Origin of the sequence: Flavobacterium sp. (genome assembly GCF_043720215.1) — a bacterium.
Taxonomy (GTDB): domain Bacteria; phylum Bacteroidota; class Bacteroidia; order Flavobacteriales; family Flavobacteriaceae; genus Flavobacterium.
Map to the genome: position 1 here is coordinate 1 of NZ_JAYSSZ010000301.1, position 18,357 is coordinate 18,357.

Here is an 18,357-nt window from a genome sequence, read left to right on the forward strand (position 1 = left end):
CAACAAAGTAGTTTCTCCCAAATAAAAAAACAAAACAAAAAATAAATACTTTTTAGACAATTGATATTTATTTTCTAAATAAATAAATAGTAAAAAAAATGGTATAATTAGAGGTTTTACAAAAAATACATATTTTGGATCATACAAAAATGATGCACTAAAATAAATTATTAATACTGCACTCAAAATCCCTAAAAATAAGTTTTTTACATTCATGTTGAATATAAGTAAAGAGATAAAGTATTTTTTTTAATTTCCATTTAATAAATTTATAAAATCATCTTCAGTGATAATTGGAATATTCAATTGATTTGCTTTTTCTAGTTTTGCAGGCCCCATATTATCTCCAGCGACTACATAATTTGTCTTTGCAGATATTGAACTTCCTACTTTTCCACCATTATCTTCAATCACTTTTTTTAGTTCATCTCGTGAGAATTTTTCAAAAACTCCTGACACTACAAAAATTTGTCCAGAAAGTTTATCTGAAACTGAAGTGTCATTTGCTGCAGAAACTTCCATTTGAATTCCATAACTTTTTAATCTATCAATACTAATTCTATTTTCTTGATTATCAAAGAATTCGACCACACTTTGCGCGATTTTATCTCCAATTTCATCTACCATTACCAATTCGAGCAAATTGGCATTTGCAATCGCATCAATATTTTTATAATGTTTAGCTAATTTTTTAGCAACCGTTTCTCCCACATAACGAATTCCTATAGCAAACAGAACATTTTCAAAAGGAATATTTTTCGATTTTTCGATTCCATTTATCATGTTTTCTGCCGATTTTTCAGCCATTCGCTCTAATGGAATAATTTGTTCTTTTTTAAGTTCATACAAATCAGCATAATTCTTAACTAAACCGTTATTAAACAACAAAGCAATAGTTTCACCTCCCAAACCTTCTATATCCATCGCTTTACGAGAAATATAATGCTGAATTCGTCCTATTATTTGTGGCGGACAACCGTAAAAATTTGGACAATAATGATTTGCTTCTCCAACTTTTCTTTCTAATTCAGCTTTACATTCTGGACAATGAGAAATATAAATTGTCTCTTCAGAATTTGAAGGTCTTTTCTCTAGATCGACACCAATAATTTTAGGAATAATCTCGCCTCCTTTTTCTACAAAAACAGTATCATTTATTCTAATATCTAACTTTTCAATTTGATCTGCATTGTGCAAAGAAGCTCGTTTTACAATAGTTCCCGCCAATTGCACAGGTTCAAGATTTGCCACTGGCGTGATAGATCCTGTTCTTCCAACTTGATATGAAATCGAATTTAATTGAGTAAAAACTTGTTCCGATTTAAACTTATAAGCGATAGCCCAACGAGGAGATTTTGCAGTGTAACCTAGTTCGTCTTGCAAATGTAAATCATTTACTTTGATTACTACTCCATCGGTTTCATAAGGCAAAGTATGCCTATTTTTATCCCAAATATTTATAAAATCGAAGACTTCATTCATGTTTTTAGCCAAATGGCTTTGTTTTGGCACTTTGAAACCCCAAGACCTAGCTTTATCTAATCCTTCAAAATGGGATTGAAACGGCAAGTTATTTCCGATTAATGAATATAATAAACAATCCAAAGGACGTTTGGCTACTTCGGCGCTATCCTGTAATTTCAAACTTCCCGATGCCGTATTTCTTGGATTTGAATAAGGTGTTTCTCCAATTTCAATCAGATCTTGATTCATTTTTTCAAAACCAGCAAAAGGTAAAATGATTTCTCCACGAATATCAAATTTTTCAGGAAAATTACCTTTTAGTTTTATCGGAACTGCTTTTATGGTTTTAATATTATTTGTCACATCATCTCCCTGAAAACCATCGCCACGAGTTACTGCACGAACTAATCTTCCGTTTTCATAAGTAATAGAAATAGAGGCTCCGTCATATTTTAGCTCACAAATATATTCTAATGGAACATCTCCAAGTACTTTTTGAATTCGATTTTCCCAATCTAACAAATCTTCTTTTGAATAAGAATTGTCTAACGAATACATTCTGGAATCATGTTTTACCGTTTCAAAATTTTTGGTGATAGTACCACCAACTCGTTGCGTAGGTGAATTCTCATCGAAATATTCTGGGTGTTTTGCTTCTAAAGCTTGAAGTTCGGACAATTTTACATCAAAATCATAATCTGAAATTGTGGGATTATCTAAAACATAATAATTATTGTTATGTTGATTTAATTCTTCTCGTAAAGATTGTATCTTTTGCAAAACATCCATAAATAAAAAATTGACTATTCTAGTTTATGAGTACTAAAATAACCAATTTTATTGAATTAAAACCCTAAAATTAGGAATTCATTATACTATTTATTTGTTTAAATAGCTGTCCATCGCTCAAAAAAGCACCTTGTTGTATCAATTCGAAAAGCGATGTATTTCTTTCTTCGGTAAATTCTTTTTTACCTACTTTCATTTCAATAGTATCGGTAAACATATTGTCACTTAACCATTGTAAGCCTTCTTTAGTCAAAAAATTAATTTCTGTTACAACAGATTTTAATACTATCGATTGCACATGAGTATCAAAACAATGAAAAAGAAAAATATAATTTTTAGAGAAATGCTCTAAATATTCAGCTCTAGTTAAAACACCTTCCCAGATTAAATCTGAAAAAACATCTAATTCTTGTTCAGCCACTTCTGGTTTTTCGAGTTTTATCTTGTCCCACTCTCCTTTGTCGATAGATTGTGTTGAAAGAAAATTTATAAATTCTGGATGCAATTCTTCAAATTGCTCTTTGGTTAGTCTGTCGTATTTCATTTTCAGTATTTGATTTCAGATTTAAAAAAAAAAGATAAAAAAAAAGCCTTCTTTTGCAAGAAGGCTTTTTTTATTTGCAAGAAATTATGCTTGTTCAGCAACAATTTCGTAAGCTAAATCTACAATTACATCACGGTGCAAACGAACTGAAGCAGAATATTTTCCTGTTCTTTTCACGATACCTGAAGTAATGAATTTTCTGTCGATAGATTGACCACCTTTAGCTAAAGCTTCAGCGATATCAATGTTAGTGATCGAACCAAAAAGTTTTTCACCACCTGCTTTTGCAGTAATTTTAATTTCGATAGCTTTAAGAGCATCTGCTAATGTGTTTGCATCTGCAACAACTTTAGCTTCTTTATGAGCTCTTTGTTTTAAGTTTTCAGCTAATACTTTTTTCGCAGAAGAAGTTGCCATGTGAGCAAATCCTTGAGGGATTAAAAAGTTACGACCGTAACCTGCTTTTACAGATACGATATCATCTTTAAATCCAACATTTTGTACGTCTTGTTTTAATATAAGTTCCATGTTGATGTCCTTTTAGAGAAGTTAGGTTTTCATTGTAGAAAAACCAACAACTTTGAGTTTTTTAGATTATTTTAATAAATCGGCAACGTATGGCATAAATGCTAAGTGACGCGCTCTTTTTACAGCAACTGAAACTTTACGTTGGTATTTTAATGAAGTTCCTGTAAGACGACGTGGTAAGATTTTACCTTGCTCGTTTACGAATTTCAATAAGAAATCTGCATCTTTATAATCGATATATTTGATTCCAGATTTTTTGAAACGACAATACTTTTTAGTTTTGTTCGTATCAATGTTTAAAGGCGTTAAATATCTAATATCTCCGTCTTTTTTTCCTGAAGCTGATTGTTGTAATATTGACATAATAATTACGCTTTAGTTGCTTTTAATTTTGCTCTTCTTCTCTCAGCCCATGATATTGCATGTTTATCTAAACTTACAGTTAAGAAACGCATAATACGTTCGTCACGTCTAAATTCAGTTTCAAAACCAATTAACACTTCGCCAGGAACTGTAAATTCGAATAAATGGTAAAAACCACTTTTCTTGTTTTGAATTTCGTAAGCCATTTTTTTCAAGCCCCAATCCTCTTTGGATACCATTGTAGCTCCTTTTGAAGTTAAATAATCTTCAAATTTGCTTACTGTTTCCTTTACCTGGGTTTCAGATAAAACGGGATTCAAGATGAAAACAGTTTCATAATGATTCATAATATATAATTTATTTGTTAAAAATATGGGTGCAAAAGTAGTGTTTAAATTTTAATATACAAGCGAAATACATAAATAATCGATGAAAGCGAATATTTTTCCGAAAAAATTTGGCAACTCAATAAAAAAAGTTACTTTTATAATACCAATCTATTAAAATGAAGCTATGAAATTGAATTGTATTGTCGTAGATGATAGTTCTATACAAAGAATTTTGGTGACAAAATTAGTAGAATCCCACCCAAATTTATCTTTAGTTGGTGAATTCTCCAATGCAGTAGAAACTAAAAATTGCTTAGCTACAAAACATGTAGATTTATTATTTTTAGATATTGAAATGCCTGTAATTAATGGTTTTAATTTATTAGATGGTCTAAAAGACAAGCCACAAACTATATTTATCACTTCAAAAGCGGAATATGCCGTTAAAGCTTTTGATTATGATGCTACTGATTATTTGCAAAAACCAATAACAAAAGAACGATTTAACGCAGCTGTAAAACGCGCTATGGATATGTATCAGCTTCGAAAAGATAGTCTAGAAGAAGAAGGTGAACATATTTTTATAAAAAGTAATCTAAAAAAACTAAAAATTTATACTGCAAAGATAAAATGGATTGAAGCTTATGGTGATTATGTAAAAATAGTTACTGATGATGATAACCATCTAGTTTTATCGACAATGAAATCGTTTGAACAAGATTTATCTAAAGAAAAATTTATTCGTGTTCATAAATCTTTCATTATTAATATTGATAAAATAGAAAAATTCAATAGTAAATTTGCAGAAATTGGCGTTACTAAAATTCCATTAAGCCGAAACAAAAAAGAAGATTTAGCTAAAGCTTTAGATTTTTAATAAAAATCTACATTTACAGTTACTTTGATAGCTCTAAATTGCGAAACAGACTCGAAACTATTCAGAATTTTTTGAATGGTTTTTTTTGTGCTTCCCAACGATTTTTCTTGTGGAATTTTTATCAAAATTGTTCTTATGTATTCGTTCCTAATTCGGTTTATTGCTGGTTCTTCTGGTCCAAGAACTGGAATATCAAATTGTTGTTTCAAAACCTGATACAACCACATAGAACCTTCTTTTAGCTTGTCAAAATCTTTTTGTTTTAATGTCAATTTAATCAACTTAAAATACGGAGGATAATGGTATATTTTTCTTTCGTACAATTGCTCATTATACATCGACAGATAATCATTTTGCACTACTTGCTGAATCGTATTGTGATTTGTATTATACGTCTGAATTATCACTTTTCCTTTCTTATCTGATCGTCCTGCCCTACCTGACACTTGCGTCATCATTTGAAAACTACGTTCGAAAGCTCTAAAATCTGGAAAATATAGCATCGAATCGGCATTAAGGATTCCTACAAGCGATACATTATCAAAATCTAATCCTTTGGCTAACATTTGTGTCCCAACTAAAATATCTATTTCTCGGTTTTTGAAACTATCTATCAACTTCTCGAAAGCATATTTACCTCGAGTGGTATCCTGATCCATTCGTTTGATATTTTTTGTCGGAAAAAGTGATGCCAATTCCAATTCAATTTGTTCGGTTCCAAAACCTTTTGATGTCAAATCGATACTTGAACAAGCATGACAATTAGTTGGTTTGGCAATACTATAACCACAATAATGACAACGCAACTGGTTTTTGAACTTATGATAGGTCAAACTCACATCACATTGCGGACATTGTGGCACGTGACCACAAGTCATACACTCAATCACTGGCGAATAACCACGACGATTTTGAAACAAAATAATTTGTTCTCCGTTCGACAACGCTTCAGCAATGGAATCGATTAGATTTTGACTGAAATGTCCCGTCATTTTTTTGCGGAAATAGCTATCCTTTAAATCGACTAATTCTATTTCTGGTAAAACAGCATTCCCAAAACGTTCGTGCAATTCGACCAATCCGTATTTGCTATTTTGGGTATTAAAATACGTTTCGATACTTGGCGTAGCGGAACCTAACAACACTTTGGCCTTATGAAAATTTACTAAAACAATCGCAGCATCACGAGCATGATATCTTGGTGCTGGATCGGTTTGTTTGAATGTTTGTTCATGCTCTTCATCAACAATAATGAAACCCAAATTTTGAAAAGGTAAGAATAGTGCCGAGCGAGCTCCAATCACAATTTGAGCTTTCTCGGATGAATTTAAAACCTGATTCCAAACCTCAACACGCTCATTATTGCTGTATTTTGAATGAAAAACAGCTACTTTATTTCCAAAATGTTTGGTTAATCTAGAAACCAATTGTGTGGTAAGTGCAATTTCTGGTAGCAAGTACAAACACTGTTTTTTCTGTTCTAAAAAGCTTTCAATTAGTTTGATATAGACTTCTGTTTTTCCAGAAGCGGTGATTCCGTGGAGCAAGCAGACTTCTTTTGAAGCGAAAATTGTTTTAATTTCTGATAACGCTTTGTTTTGTGGTTCGCTTAATAAAATCTGACTTTCATATACAACATCAAACGAAACTCGGTCTTCTTGAATATAATATTCTTCAAAAATTTCTTTATCGATTAGTGCTTTTATAACGGCAGAAGTTGCTCCAGAAAACTCTGTCAATTCTTTGACAGAAATAGGTTTTTTTGTAGTCGCTTGCAGCTGAAAATAACTTAACAGTATTTCTTTTTGTTTCTGCGCATTTTTTAGAACCAATACTAATTCTTCTAGTTTTTCATTAGAATTAAACTCAGAAAACAAGCGAATGTAACGCACCAATTTGGGTTTGTATTCTTCGACCATTTCTTCCTGAAGCGTAATGTTATTTTTTGCTAAAAGTTGCTGAATGATAGGAAAAACTTTCTTTTTATTTAAAACCGAAGTAATCTCACTAATTTTCAGAGAGCTTTGCTGTTTTAAAGCTTCTACTAATAAATATTCCTCGTCCGAAAGTTCATTTTCATTAATAATGAAATCTTTTTTGGCAGAAATAATGGTTTCGCTTTCTAATTGTAATGCTGATGGCAAAGCGCATCTAAAAACTTTGCCCAGCGTACACATATAATAGGATGCAATCCATTGCCAATGTTGCAATTGTATTTCGGTTACAATGGGTTTGTCATCGATAATTTGATGAATTTCTTTGGCCTCATATAAAGTTGGTGCATTGTGATGCAACTCCGAAACCAAGCCTGTATAAAATTTACTTTTACCAAAAGGAACAGCCACACGCATACCGATTTTTAGGTACTCGAATTCTGCTTCCGAAACACTGTAAGTGAAGGTTTGTGGAAGTGCGAGTGGTAAAATTACTTGGATATAGAAAGGCATTTTTAGTTTGCATTTTAGAAGTTAGAGTATAAAATTATATCAAGAATATTATACAAATTTTACTAATCTTTATTAATAATAAGTTTCTTTTTAATAAAATATACAGGTATCACATAAATTAAGCTAAGTATGCTGGTAATTAGCATTGGAGGATATTCACTAGTATTAAATACACTACAATAAATCGATATGAAATAACTAGATGGTGGTAAATCAAAATGACTTGTCAATAGAAGAGCTATAAAAACTACTAGAATACTATATTCTAACATTTTTACTTTATTTGAATTCTTCATTTATTCTTCTTTTTTAATATTATTCATAGATAACTACTTCACCCTAACCCAAGTTTGCGAACGACCTATTAAGGCAAATCCCATATAACCACGAACTTCAAGCTTATCTTTACCTGATAGTTTAAGAATACATTTGTAAATATTCCCTGTTTCAGGATCTAAGATTTTTCCGCCATTGTATTCGTCATCGTCTTTGGTTAGCCCTTTTATAATTACAAGCCCTAGAACGGGTTTATTTTTATCTGTTCCTTCACACTTTTCGCATTTTTTATTGCGCTTGGCAGCGTCCATAATCTCGACAATTTTCCCATATACTTTTCCACTATTTTCATAAATATCTACAACAGATTTTGTTTCTCCTGTTTTATCATCAATTGTTTTCCATTTTCCTAAAACGGTTTGTGATTGCATTTGGATACATCCAAAAAACAAAAATAAAAATGCTATTTTTTTCATAGTTACAAATGTGGGTTATTCGTTGGGTGGTGTTTTAGTTTATATATTGAAGCGTCTAATTCGAAACCTAATAATAGAATCATGCAATTTATCCAAAGGTAAAACATTACCACTAGTAATGTTCCTATAGAGCCATACAATTCGTTGTATTTTGAAAATTTAACGACCCAAATTCCAAAAAAATAAGAGGATACGATAATTAAAACGGTGGTAAAAACAACACCAATTGTTATAAAAGCTCTTTTTCTTGTTTGTCTGATTCCGAATTTAAAAAGCATTCCTATTGACATTAATATCATAATGATAACAAAGGAATATCGACCATATTCTATAAGCGAAATTTTGTCGGAAATTCGACTAGAAAGCACATCTTGAATGATGGTTCGCTGAATAAAAACTTCAAAAATTATAATAGTCGTTACTGTCACTAATAAGAAAATTGTAAGCATCATTGATATAAATAGTGCAACAAAATATTGCCTGAAATAGGCCCGTTTTTCTATAACATGTTGTGAGGTTTCAAAACCACTCATGACGGCATTTACACCATTTGTCATTAAAAAAACAGACAAAATTACCCCAGTTGACAACAATCCTGAATGACTATTGTGTAGAATATCGTTTATAATCACATCTATGGCATCGAAGGTGGTGGGTGGCACATTTTCTCTTACAAATCCTAAAAAATCTTCCTGAAAACCAGTAATGGGAATGTATGGAATGAGGTTTAAAATGAATAACATAAATGGAAACAATGCCATAAAAAAGCTCCATGCAATGGCCGCTGCTCTATAACTTAAGGCACCTTCAATAATTCCAGAAATATAAAAATCGAGTAATTCGTACAAAGATATTCCTTGTAAAAACGGTAATTTTATATTTTCCAATACAATGATTAATTGCTTGATTACTGGTGTTTTTTTTAATATTTCTTCAATACTTTGACTCATATTCAGATTTCAGGTTAAATCGCTTTTAAACTTAAATCCATATTATACACTGAGTGTGTTAGAGCTCCAGACGAAATATAGTTTACACCGCATTCTGCATAATCACGAATGGTTTTTTCGTTAATATTCCCTGAAGATTCTGTAAGGCATTTGGTTCCAATTAATTTGACAGCTGTTTTTGTATCTTCAAAATTAAAATTATCAATCAATATGCGATAAACGCCTTCTGATTGCAATATTTCTTCAATTTCGGTTAAATTTCTGGCTTCGACAATAATTTTTAAATCGAGTTTATTATCGGTAAGGTATTGCTTTGTTTTGGCAATTGCCAAAGTGATTCCGCCAGCAAAATCATTGTGATTGTCCTTGAGCATAATCATGTCATACAAAGCAAAACGATGATTTTCGCCTCCGCCTATTTTTACCGCCCATTTTTCTGCTGCCCGAAAACCTGGCGTTGTTTTGCGCGTATCTAAAACTTTAGTATTTGTGCCTTCAAGTAATTGTACATATTTATTCGTTTTTGTGGCAATAGCACTCATTCTTTGCATTGAATTAAGCACTAACCGTTCTGCTTTTAAGATAGATTGTGAACTTCCAGAAACATGAAAAATAACATCACCATATTTTACTTGGCTACCGTCTTGTACAAAGGTTTCGACAACTAAATTTGAATCAACGTGTTTGAAAATCATTTTTGCGAATTCGACACCAGCAATTATGCCTGTATCTTTGACTAATAATTTAGCTTTTCCCATTGCCGAAGCAGGAATACAAGCTAATGAGCTGTAATCACCAGTTCCTATATCTTCTCGGATTCCGTTTGTGATTATTAACTCTAATTCTTGATTGAATTGCGCTTCTGAAATCATATTATATAAATTATAAGGCTAAAATAGGGAAAAATGTGGATTTGGTTATTTGTTTATCCGGTTATTTGGGAAAATTTTTAACCTTTGTAATTCAGAATTTATAAAAAATGAATATCAAACTTATTGCCATTGGTAAAACCGACAATAAAAATCTCCAATCTTTAATTGACGATTATACAAAGCGTTTGTCTTTTTATATCAAATTTGATTTGGACATTATTGCCGATATTAAAAATGTAAAAAACTTATCGGAAAGTCAGCAAAAGGAAAAAGAAGGCGAACTTATTTTGTCTAAAATTACAGCAACTGATCAGTTAATTTTGTTAGACGAAAATGGAAAAACTTTTTCAAGTGTTGCTTTTTCGGAAGAATTGCAAAAGAAAATGAATTCCGGAATTAAGACTTTGGTATTTGTTATCGGCGGACCGTATGGTTTTAGCGATGAAGTTTACAAAAAAGCTTTTGGTAAAATTTCGCTTTCACAAATGACATTTTCGCATCAAATGGTTCGGTTATTTTTTATAGAACAATTGTATCGCGGGTTTACAATTTTGAAGAACGAACCGTATCATCATCAGTAAAAAGATTATATTTGATTTTTAAAATTTAATTAATGCTTTCCATATTAATTCCAACTTATAATTATAGTGCTTTTTCATTGGTTCAAGAACTAAAGAATCAAGCTATAGCGACTGGAATTATTTTTGAAATTATTGTTTTAGATGATAGCTCAACTGATGAAATTTCTTTAATAGAAAACTCAAAAATAAATACATTAGAAAATTGCAAATTCGAAAAAAACGAAACTAATGTAGGAAGAGCGAAAAACCTAAATAAATTAGCTGCAAAATCACAATACAATTGGTTATTGTTTATGGATTGTGATACTTTCCCGAAAAGCAAAAATTTTATTGCTACTTATATAAATTCTATTTCAGAAAATAACAATGCCCTTTTTGGAGGAATCACATACAAAAAAGAGAAGCCTAATAAAGAAAAAATGCTTCGTTGGAAATATGGTTCAAATCGTGAAGAAATTACTGTTTTAGACAGAAATAAAAATCCGTATTCTACAACTTTAACTTCTAATTTTTTAATTAAAAAGGAGGTTTTTACTGATATAAAATTTGACGAACGCATTGACACTTATGGGTATGAAGATTTAGTATTTATCCAGCATTTGAAAGCAATAAACCAACCAATTCATCATATTGACAACCCAACGTATCATCTGAATTACGAAACATCTAATACCTTTTTAACTAAAACAAAGAAAGCATTAGAAACGTTGCAATTTATAGAAGCAAATAAGATATTAACTACTGCAGAAACTAAAATTCAAAAAATGCATCAATTGATTTCAAAAATGAAGTTAAGTAATATAATCGTTTTTATTTTTTATAGGCTACAAAGCATAGCTGAACAGAATTTACTTTCAAAAAAACCTTCGCTTTTTGTTTTTGATTTATACAAATTAGGATATTATGCTACTTTGAAATCAAAGAATTAAAAAGCTGTTGCCATTTTTCCATTACATTTTCTATAGTATATTCAGTCATTGCCTCTTTTGCATTTGCACCAATACGTTTTCTTAGCTCGATATTTTCAATTAATTCTGACACTTTATTGGCAAAAGCTTGTTCGTCTCCATCGTTAATTAAAAAGCCTGTAGTATTATTTGTTATAATAGCTCTTGGTCCGATTGGACAATCATATGCTACAACTGGCAAGCCAAAAGACATTGCTTCTAATAAAACCATGGGAAATCCTTCGGATCGTGATGTCATTAAATAAATAGAAGATTCTTGGTATTTTTCTTGAATATCTTTTACCGGGTTCTTAAAATTAACCTTATTATCAATTTGAAGTTGTTTTGCTAGACTAACATAGTTTGAATTACTATCGTATTCGCCGTAAATATCAAGAATCCAATCAGGATGGGTTTCTGTTACTTTTTGCCAAATTAATAATAATCTATCAATCCCTTTTTCGTAAGAATATCTGCTTACTGAAATTGCCTTTTTATTATCTAGTTTTGATTTAATATTGCTACTAAACCAATTAGGATTCGGAATTACTTGAACATTTTTTAGATTCCATTCTTTCTTACTTTCGTTTGATAAAAGAATTACTTTATCATAACTTTTAATACCGATTTTTTTTAAATAAAATTTTAGCTTAAATAAAATTTGTGCAAATAACTTCTCGCTATTTTGTTTTTCTTCAATATACCGTGACCCATGACTTTCAAATAAAATAGGAATTTTGGTTTGCAATAACCAAGGGACAAAATACCCTTTTAAACCATTATCACAGACTATAATTATATCCGGTTTTATTTGATTTATACATTTATTCAATCCTTTTATATATTGAAATAAATACTGAAACCTATTTCCCGTTAATTTTATATAATGAAATCTAGTTTTATTCGTAAAATCATAAAACAATGAGATGTTCTCTTCATTTTGAGTTAATATATGAACATCAATTTTGAATTTTTCAGAGAAATAATTTGTTTTTATTGAAAGAACTCGAGCTACTCCGCCTGAGCCACTTATTTTAGGAGTGATATAAAGAATTCTCATTTTTTTAAATCTATTTTTAGTAATCTCAACCATTGGTTTCCAATGTTTTCTAATGAAAACTTCTGAACACTTTGCAATGCATTTTGTTTACAGGTATTATATAATTCTTTATCAATAAATAATTGGTTTATTGCTTCAGTCAGTTCATTAAAATCTTGATCGTTTACCAAAATTCCATTATTTTTATGAATAATTATTTCGCTCGGACCACAAAGACAGTCAAACGATATAACTGGAGTTTGACACGCTAATGATTCGACTAAAACATTTGAAAAACCTTCATTTTTACTGCTTAATACTAAAAAAAGAGCATTTTTGAGGTAGTTATATGGATTTTCTTGATAACCTAATAAATGAACTTTATCTTCAATATTATTATGAATAGCTATTGAATTTAATTTTGATTTATTTCCATTTCCTAAAATTACAAGATGGATATTCTCTTTCGGCAAAACTGATTTTGAATAGCTTTCTATTAATTTATCAAATTGCTTGATTTCGTTTTCGTATTGACCTATTGCAATAATATATTGATATTTTATTTCTAACGAAGCATCCTTTTTTTTAGTAATTTCATCAAAATTAATTGAGTTATTTATTGTAACAAGGTTTTTAAGCTTATGTTTTTTATAGATAAAATTTTTCATTGTATCTACAATTGCAACATTTGCATAACAGTGATTGTACATTAATCTTGTGAGTAAACTATTATTCGGCATATAATGATCGATTAGATAACTATGTACCGTAAAAATTGAGTTTTTAGGGTAAATAAGTCTGGAAATAATAAGTTCTTGAACTAATTTAGTTCTAAACCTAAAATCTATAATATAATCAAAATTATTTTCTTTTAAATAGTTATTAAGTTTTATGAGCCTCTTCAACTTATTGTAAACTCCGTTGCTCTTATTTTTTAGCAGTCCTAAATTGTATAACTTTCCTTTATACGGATAACCTATCTCATCAATAACCGTAACAATATGCACTTCTATTCCATTATTCTGAAGAAAAACGGATAAATTAGCCATTACTTTATCGCTCCCACCGCCACTCAATCTATAGCCGATAAGTCCAATTTTATAATCTTTTTTTATTGTTTTTGTCATTTTTAAAATAAATTTTTTTTGCCTAATGCCTACTATAACTTAAAAAAAATTATTTTACAATTATAATTGTCTTGTTATAATATTCTTCTTGATAGTTGATTGTACCAAATTTACCTTTTGAATTGTCTAAAACAAAATCAACAAACTCGTAGCATTTTGGTATTAATGAGGTATTAATGATTTCGAGTTCCACAGATTTTTTTGTTGGATCTTCTAATTTTGTTTCTCTTTCAACTATTGCTTTTTTTAATATTAATCCTTTACTAAAATTAGTGTAGGCAAAATACGCTGTTACCAGTAATATTGGCATAAAAAAGAGTACACTTAAAATATTATTCAAAACTAAAGATTTATTTTTGTCATAATAAAATATTCTATTTGATATTTTTATTGTGATGAAAATAATGAAAATTAACACAAAATAGTGAAAATAGACAGTTGTTCTAAAAGTAATTAATTGTGGAAAAAAAATAAATGGAAGAATTGTACTTAAAGCAACCAAAATCCACTTAGCATTTTTAAGGACTTTAGAAAAAGTAATTCTGTTTTTTAAAAAAGTAAACTGTTTAATACTATTAATTTTATTTTGAGATTGTCCTGAGAAAAAAATACCTAAGCCACATAAAAAAGATAAAGGAACTAAGACAAGAGCTCTACTTAAATAATAATATAGAATCAATAAGTAATTTTCAATCAAAAGGCCAATACTTAAAGTTTGTTCGTTTTTTAATGTATCTATTCGTAACCAGTTTCCGGGAGCTATACTAACAAAAATAAGTCCCGAAGTAAGTGATAAGAAAAGCATAAAATTAAATAGCTTTACTTTTTTATTGTTTTCCAGCAAATCAATTATCATAGTTAAAACAACAAGTGTTATCAATGCAATTGTTAAATTTTGAGTTGAAGCACCTGCTAAAAAAGTAAATACTATAAAATATCCTTTTTTTATAGTAGTAATTTCCCTTTTTTGATATTTTAAGTAGTATAAAATCCAGATTGCACCAATAAATAAAGTTAATGAATAATACCCTCCAACAGCCCAATAAATTACTTCCGAGAGTAATAAAAAAGATCCCATCCAAAAAGTTATCATTATTAAGTTAATGAGTAAAAATTTATTTTTAATTTGTTTTTTTGAAATATTTAATTCTTCTTTTACAATATAAAAAGCTAAGAACCCTGAGCCTAAAAAACATATCGACCAGAAAAAAGTAAGAAACTCAACAGACCAATAAGAGAGTCCTAAAGCTTGAATAAAGCCACCTAAGGTTAAAGTTCTGCCATCCCATTCAAAATACCAAGAATAACAATGTTTTATAATTCCATTCTTATTTAAATCTAAAAGAAAAGCATAATCATCAGACCAATAAAACGTATTTATACAGAATAACAGAATAAATAAAATTAAAAAAGTCGAAAATAATAAAAGTGTTTTTGGAATTATTTCAACTGTTCTATGCATTTTTTGGCGGTAAATTTATTAGTTTCGTACAAATATAATTAATCTAATGAATAGTAATCCTCTAGTCAGTATTATTTGTTTGTGTTACAATCACGAAGCTTTTGTTATTGAATCTTTAAACTCGGTTATTAATCAAAGTTATAATAATATTGAACTCATTATTGTAGATGATTTTAGTACTGATAATTCTAAGAAAGTCATCAGAAACTGGCTAATCAATTTTCCTAAAACACAATTCATTGGTAATGAAGAAAATTTAGGTAATACAAAATCATTTAATAAAGCACTACGATTAGCTAAAGGAGATTATATAATAGATTTAGCTTCTGATGATGTTTTATTACCAAATTGTGTGCATCTGCAAATAGAAAAATTTCAAAAAAGTTCTTATCCTAATCTAGGTGTAGTTTATGGAAATGCCGAATTAATTACCGAAAACGGAGATTTTGATTCGTATTATTTTGCTGTAAATAGTGACAAAGAAGTAATTCAAAAAAGAGTGACTGGAGATATTTATCATAATGTTTTATTAGGAGGAAATAGTTTATGTTCTGTATCTGCGATGATAAAAAAAGAAACTCTAGAAGATTTAAATGGTTTTGATGAAGATTTATACTATGAAGATTTAGATTTTTGGATTCGAGCATCCAGAAAATATGAATTTGATTTTATAAATGCTATTTTAGTTCAAAAAAGAACTGTCGAAAATTCTTTAGGTGCTATGTTTTATAAAAAAACAGATGAGAGAGCAAAAAAAATAAATCATTCGACTTATTTAATCCTAAAAAAAGCTATAAAACTAAATAAAACTAAGACAGAGAACAAAGCACTTTTAAAACGAATTCATTTTGAAATACTTTTGAATTATAAATCGAAGAATTTTTACTTACTAAGTAAATATTTAAGACTAAAATTATTGTTATCTATTTAATCTATTTTTAAAAAAATTATTCAAAGGATTTTCTACATATTTATAGAATACAATTGCTATTATATTTAAAATAACAAATAAGAATAGTTTATTATCCCAAAATTTCTCTACTATCGTTACAAAGATTCCTAAATGAATCAAATAGAATATATAAGAGCTTTTTCCTAATAATTCGAATAATTTAGTTTCGAATAATTTTGAGATAACAGTTCTCTCAAATATCAAACCCGCAAAAAGCGGTACAACACCAAATAAAGGTAGTAATAAGGTATTAACAATTTTTCCAAACCAAGAATCTGTCCCATAACCAACTCCATTTATTTTTAATATTGAAAGTAAATAAACAAATATAATTATCATAATGAGTCCTACATAAGTTAACCAACTTGAACTTATATTTTTAAACTTATTGATATATATTGCCAAACCCATACCAATAAAAAACTCAAAGCATCTTCCAAAAAAAGTAAAATCGAGCATGAAACTTAAATTTTTCATAAACCCATAAAAATCAATATTTTGAAAAAGGTTTACTATAAAAAACCCAAAAACAAATAAAAATAAAGGCAACAGAATCAGGAATACTCTTTTTCTCTTAATAAGTACAAAAAATAATGGCGCAAGAAAATAGAAAACTTCCTCAACTGTTAGCGACCAACCTTGTGCAATACCCGTAAATTTAAAATCATCAAAAAAACCTCTAAAAAAAGTAATGTTTAATATATAAATTTTCAAATTTGAAACTAAATTTCGAAAATCTGTTAAAGCAAAAAATGCAAATGTCAATGTTGTTATGATAAAATACATTGGGTAAATTCTAGCAAAACGATTAATTAGGTATTGCTTAAAATTTATTTTTGGAAGTGAGTAATATCTATGTGTAATTAAAAATCCGCTTAAAACAAAAAACAAGGTTACTCCAATGTGAAGTTCTGAGAAAAAATTATAAATTTTTATTCCAAAATATTCTTTGCTTATTGGATTGTAGTGATGACAAAAAACTAGGTAAGCTGCTATAGCTCTTAATCCAGTTAATGCTGGAAAATAATTAATATTTTGGTCTATTTTTTTCATCAAAACAAGCTTTTTCTAAAATAAATACCCAAAACTAATAAATAAAGAAAATAGGTCACGGCATGTGCAATTACCACTCCTTCTGTTTTAAAAATACTAATAAAACAAAAACTAGAAATATATAATATTGCCAATGATAAGACTTCTGTTATTATAAATGCTTTTGTCATTTTTTTAGCAAAAAATTGCAATCCCAAAATCCAAGAAGCAGCTTTAAAAAAATCACCTATAAGTTGCCACAAAAACAAATTGGAAACAGGTTCGAAGTCTTCTGTAAAAAGAATCTTAATCATTAAGTTTCTAAACAAATAAATTACAATTAACCCAATTGCAAACAATGGTAATACATTTTTATAAAAGCTCCAAAAAACTTTTTTTGTTTCTCTTTTACTATCTGCAAGTACTAATTTTGGGTAATAATATACAGTAAGTAATGTGTTTATAAACAGCAAGTAATAGGTGGAAATTCTAGTCATGGCTTCCCAAAAACCAGCTTCATTTAGCCCGATATTTTGAATCACTTGATTACGGATTGCTAAAAAAACTATTGGCCCTAAAATTCCAGAAACCATAGCCATTAAAAAATAATGAGACAGGTTTTTTATTATTTTAAAATCAAATAAATCCAAACGAATTGAATTTATAATTGAAATATCTTTCAAAATATAATAAACTGTGACAAAAAACAATAAAGAAGGTGTAATTATAATAGACAACAAAGCCCCAAGAAGGAACCATTTCCAAATGAATAATAGTGTAATAAAAAGTCCAATACAATTACCTATACTATTGATATAAATTACTGTTTTAAATTTGCCTAAACCGTTTATAATAGATACAAGATATAATGAAGCGGTATACAATGGTAATACGATTGCAAGAACTCGAAACACATACGAATAGTCTAAATTATTTCCAAAAATAAGTTGATTCCAATATGGAGCAAAAAAAAACAAAATACTACCTATAACAATTGTAATGGCTACTAAACTAAAAAATAAGGTTGAAAATATTTTTTTAAACTCTTCTTTATCTCCATTGTTTTCAGCAACATATTTTACGATTCCGTTTTGAAAACCTAAAGTAGAAACACTTTCAACCGATGTTATAAAATTCCGCAAATTGCCTACTAGCGCCATACCTGTTGGTCCTATAAAAATGGCTAAAACTTTTGATGTGATAAGTCCAATTCCTATTTTAAGAAGCACACTAATACTATTTAAAGAAGTGATTTTAAATAATTGTGACGAAAGTATGTTTTTAGCAAACCTGAAACATCAC

General features: G+C 29.2%; 19 protein-coding genes. 4 read left to right on the forward strand and 15 right to left on the reverse strand.

The features are described from left to right. The 6 genes from ACHZC3_RS13135 to rpsF form a co-directional block, all read right to left on the reverse strand. The coding region (locus ACHZC3_RS13135; RefSeq protein ID WP_394760340.1) for a hypothetical protein at positions 1–216 on the reverse strand (216 nt) is incomplete at its 3' end. Between the two features lie 33 nt (positions 217–249). Further along, the gene (ligA, locus tag ACHZC3_RS13140; RefSeq protein WP_394760342.1) at positions 250–2,253 is read right to left on the reverse strand and encodes an NAD-dependent DNA ligase LigA; all 2,004 of its coding nucleotides are present in this window, start codon (positions 2,251–2,253) and stop codon (positions 250–252) included. Positions 2,254–2,323: 70 nt separating this feature from the next. Beyond that, a complete protein-coding gene (locus tag ACHZC3_RS13145) occupies positions 2,324–2,797 on the reverse strand; it encodes a DUF6495 family protein (protein ID WP_394760343.1) in 474 nt (157 codons plus the stop codon). A gap of 84 nt (positions 2,798–2,881) precedes the next feature. Continuing rightward, the gene (rplI, locus tag ACHZC3_RS13150; RefSeq protein ID WP_394760344.1) at positions 2,882–3,325 is read right to left on the reverse strand and encodes a 50S ribosomal protein L9; all 444 of its coding nucleotides are present in this window, start codon (positions 3,323–3,325) and stop codon (positions 2,882–2,884) included. Between the two features lie 66 nt (positions 3,326–3,391). Further along, entirely contained in the window at positions 3,392–3,688 is a 297-nt protein-coding gene (gene rpsR, locus ACHZC3_RS13155) for a 30S ribosomal protein S18 (protein WP_394760345.1), read from the reverse strand. Between the two features lie 5 nt (positions 3,689–3,693). After that, complete coding sequence (rpsF, locus tag ACHZC3_RS13160; protein ID WP_394760346.1) at positions 3,694–4,035, reverse strand: 30S ribosomal protein S6; 342 nt, start codon at positions 4,033–4,035, stop codon at positions 3,694–3,696. A gap of 166 nt (positions 4,036–4,201) precedes the next feature. Between rpsF and ACHZC3_RS13165 the strand changes: the two genes are divergently transcribed. After that, positions 4,202–4,894: a LytR/AlgR family response regulator transcription factor gene (locus ACHZC3_RS13165; RefSeq protein WP_394760347.1), complete on the forward strand. Its 693-nt coding sequence runs from the start codon at positions 4,202–4,204 to the stop codon at positions 4,892–4,894. Here the strand turns inward: ACHZC3_RS13165 and priA are convergent. The 4 genes from priA to nadC form a co-directional block, all read right to left on the reverse strand. Next, entirely contained in the window at positions 4,891–7,341 is a 2,451-nt protein-coding gene (gene priA / locus ACHZC3_RS13170; protein WP_394760348.1) for a primosomal protein N', read from the reverse strand. The genes ACHZC3_RS13165 and priA overlap by 4 nt on opposite strands. A 329-nt stretch (positions 7,342–7,670) precedes the next feature. Continuing rightward, positions 7,671–8,093: a DUF2147 domain-containing protein gene (locus tag ACHZC3_RS13175; RefSeq protein ID WP_394760349.1), complete on the reverse strand. Its 423-nt coding sequence runs from the start codon at positions 8,091–8,093 to the stop codon at positions 7,671–7,673. Positions 8,094–8,095: 2 nt separating this feature from the next. Next, a complete protein-coding gene (locus tag ACHZC3_RS13180) occupies positions 8,096–9,043 on the reverse strand; it encodes a YihY/virulence factor BrkB family protein (protein ID WP_394760350.1) in 948 nt (315 codons plus the stop codon). Between the two features lie 14 nt (positions 9,044–9,057). Beyond that, positions 9,058–9,915, reverse strand: a complete 858-nt coding sequence (gene nadC, locus ACHZC3_RS13185) for a carboxylating nicotinate-nucleotide diphosphorylase (RefSeq protein ID WP_394760351.1) — start codon at positions 9,913–9,915, stop codon at positions 9,058–9,060. Positions 9,916–10,022: 107 nt separating this feature from the next. Here nadC and rlmH point away from each other — a divergent pair, with 107 nt between their 5' ends. Together rlmH and ACHZC3_RS13195 are read left to right on the forward strand one after the other, a co-directional pair. After that, positions 10,023–10,496: a 23S rRNA (pseudouridine(1915)-N(3))-methyltransferase RlmH gene (rlmH, locus tag ACHZC3_RS13190; protein ID WP_394760352.1), complete on the forward strand. Its 474-nt coding sequence runs from the start codon at positions 10,023–10,025 to the stop codon at positions 10,494–10,496. Positions 10,497–10,528: 32 nt separating this feature from the next. Then, positions 10,529–11,425: a glycosyltransferase family 2 protein gene (locus tag ACHZC3_RS13195; RefSeq protein ID WP_394760353.1), complete on the forward strand. Its 897-nt coding sequence runs from the start codon at positions 10,529–10,531 to the stop codon at positions 11,423–11,425. Here the strand turns inward: ACHZC3_RS13195 and ACHZC3_RS13200 are convergent. From ACHZC3_RS13200 to ACHZC3_RS13210, 3 genes are read right to left on the reverse strand one after another with little or no spacing between them, the layout of a single operon-like run. Continuing rightward, positions 11,403–12,503 carry a glycosyltransferase family 4 protein gene (locus ACHZC3_RS13200; protein WP_394760354.1) on the reverse strand — a complete coding sequence of 367 codons (1,101 nt, stop codon included), beginning with the start codon at positions 12,501–12,503 and terminating at the stop codon, positions 11,403–11,405. The genes ACHZC3_RS13195 and ACHZC3_RS13200 overlap by 23 nt on opposite strands. Beyond that, a complete protein-coding gene (locus ACHZC3_RS13205; RefSeq protein WP_394760355.1) occupies positions 12,500–13,609 on the reverse strand; it encodes a glycosyltransferase in 1,110 nt (369 codons plus the stop codon). The genes ACHZC3_RS13200 and ACHZC3_RS13205 overlap by 4 nt, the downstream gene beginning before the upstream one ends. A 49-nt stretch (positions 13,610–13,658) precedes the next feature. Further along, positions 13,659–15,071 carry a DUF6056 family protein gene (locus tag ACHZC3_RS13210; protein ID WP_394760356.1) on the reverse strand — a complete coding sequence of 471 codons (1,413 nt, stop codon included), beginning with the start codon at positions 15,069–15,071 and terminating at the stop codon, positions 13,659–13,661. A gap of 46 nt (positions 15,072–15,117) precedes the next feature. On the opposite strand from ACHZC3_RS13210, the gene ACHZC3_RS13215 reads away from it, so the two are divergent. Next, entirely contained in the window at positions 15,118–16,002 is an 885-nt protein-coding gene (locus tag ACHZC3_RS13215; protein ID WP_394760357.1) for a glycosyltransferase, read from the forward strand. Here the strand turns inward: ACHZC3_RS13215 and ACHZC3_RS13220 are convergent. Both ACHZC3_RS13220 and ACHZC3_RS13225 read right to left on the reverse strand, forming a co-directional pair. After that, positions 15,991–17,076, reverse strand: coding sequence for an acyltransferase family protein (locus ACHZC3_RS13220; RefSeq protein WP_394760358.1), 1,086 nt, complete (start codon positions 17,074–17,076; stop codon positions 15,991–15,993). The genes ACHZC3_RS13215 and ACHZC3_RS13220 overlap by 12 nt on opposite strands. Then, positions 17,076–18,332, reverse strand: coding sequence for an O-antigen translocase (locus ACHZC3_RS13225; protein ID WP_394760360.1), 1,257 nt, complete (start codon positions 18,330–18,332; stop codon positions 17,076–17,078). The genes ACHZC3_RS13220 and ACHZC3_RS13225 overlap by 1 nt, the downstream gene beginning before the upstream one ends. Between the last annotated feature and the right edge of the window lie 25 nt (positions 18,333–18,357).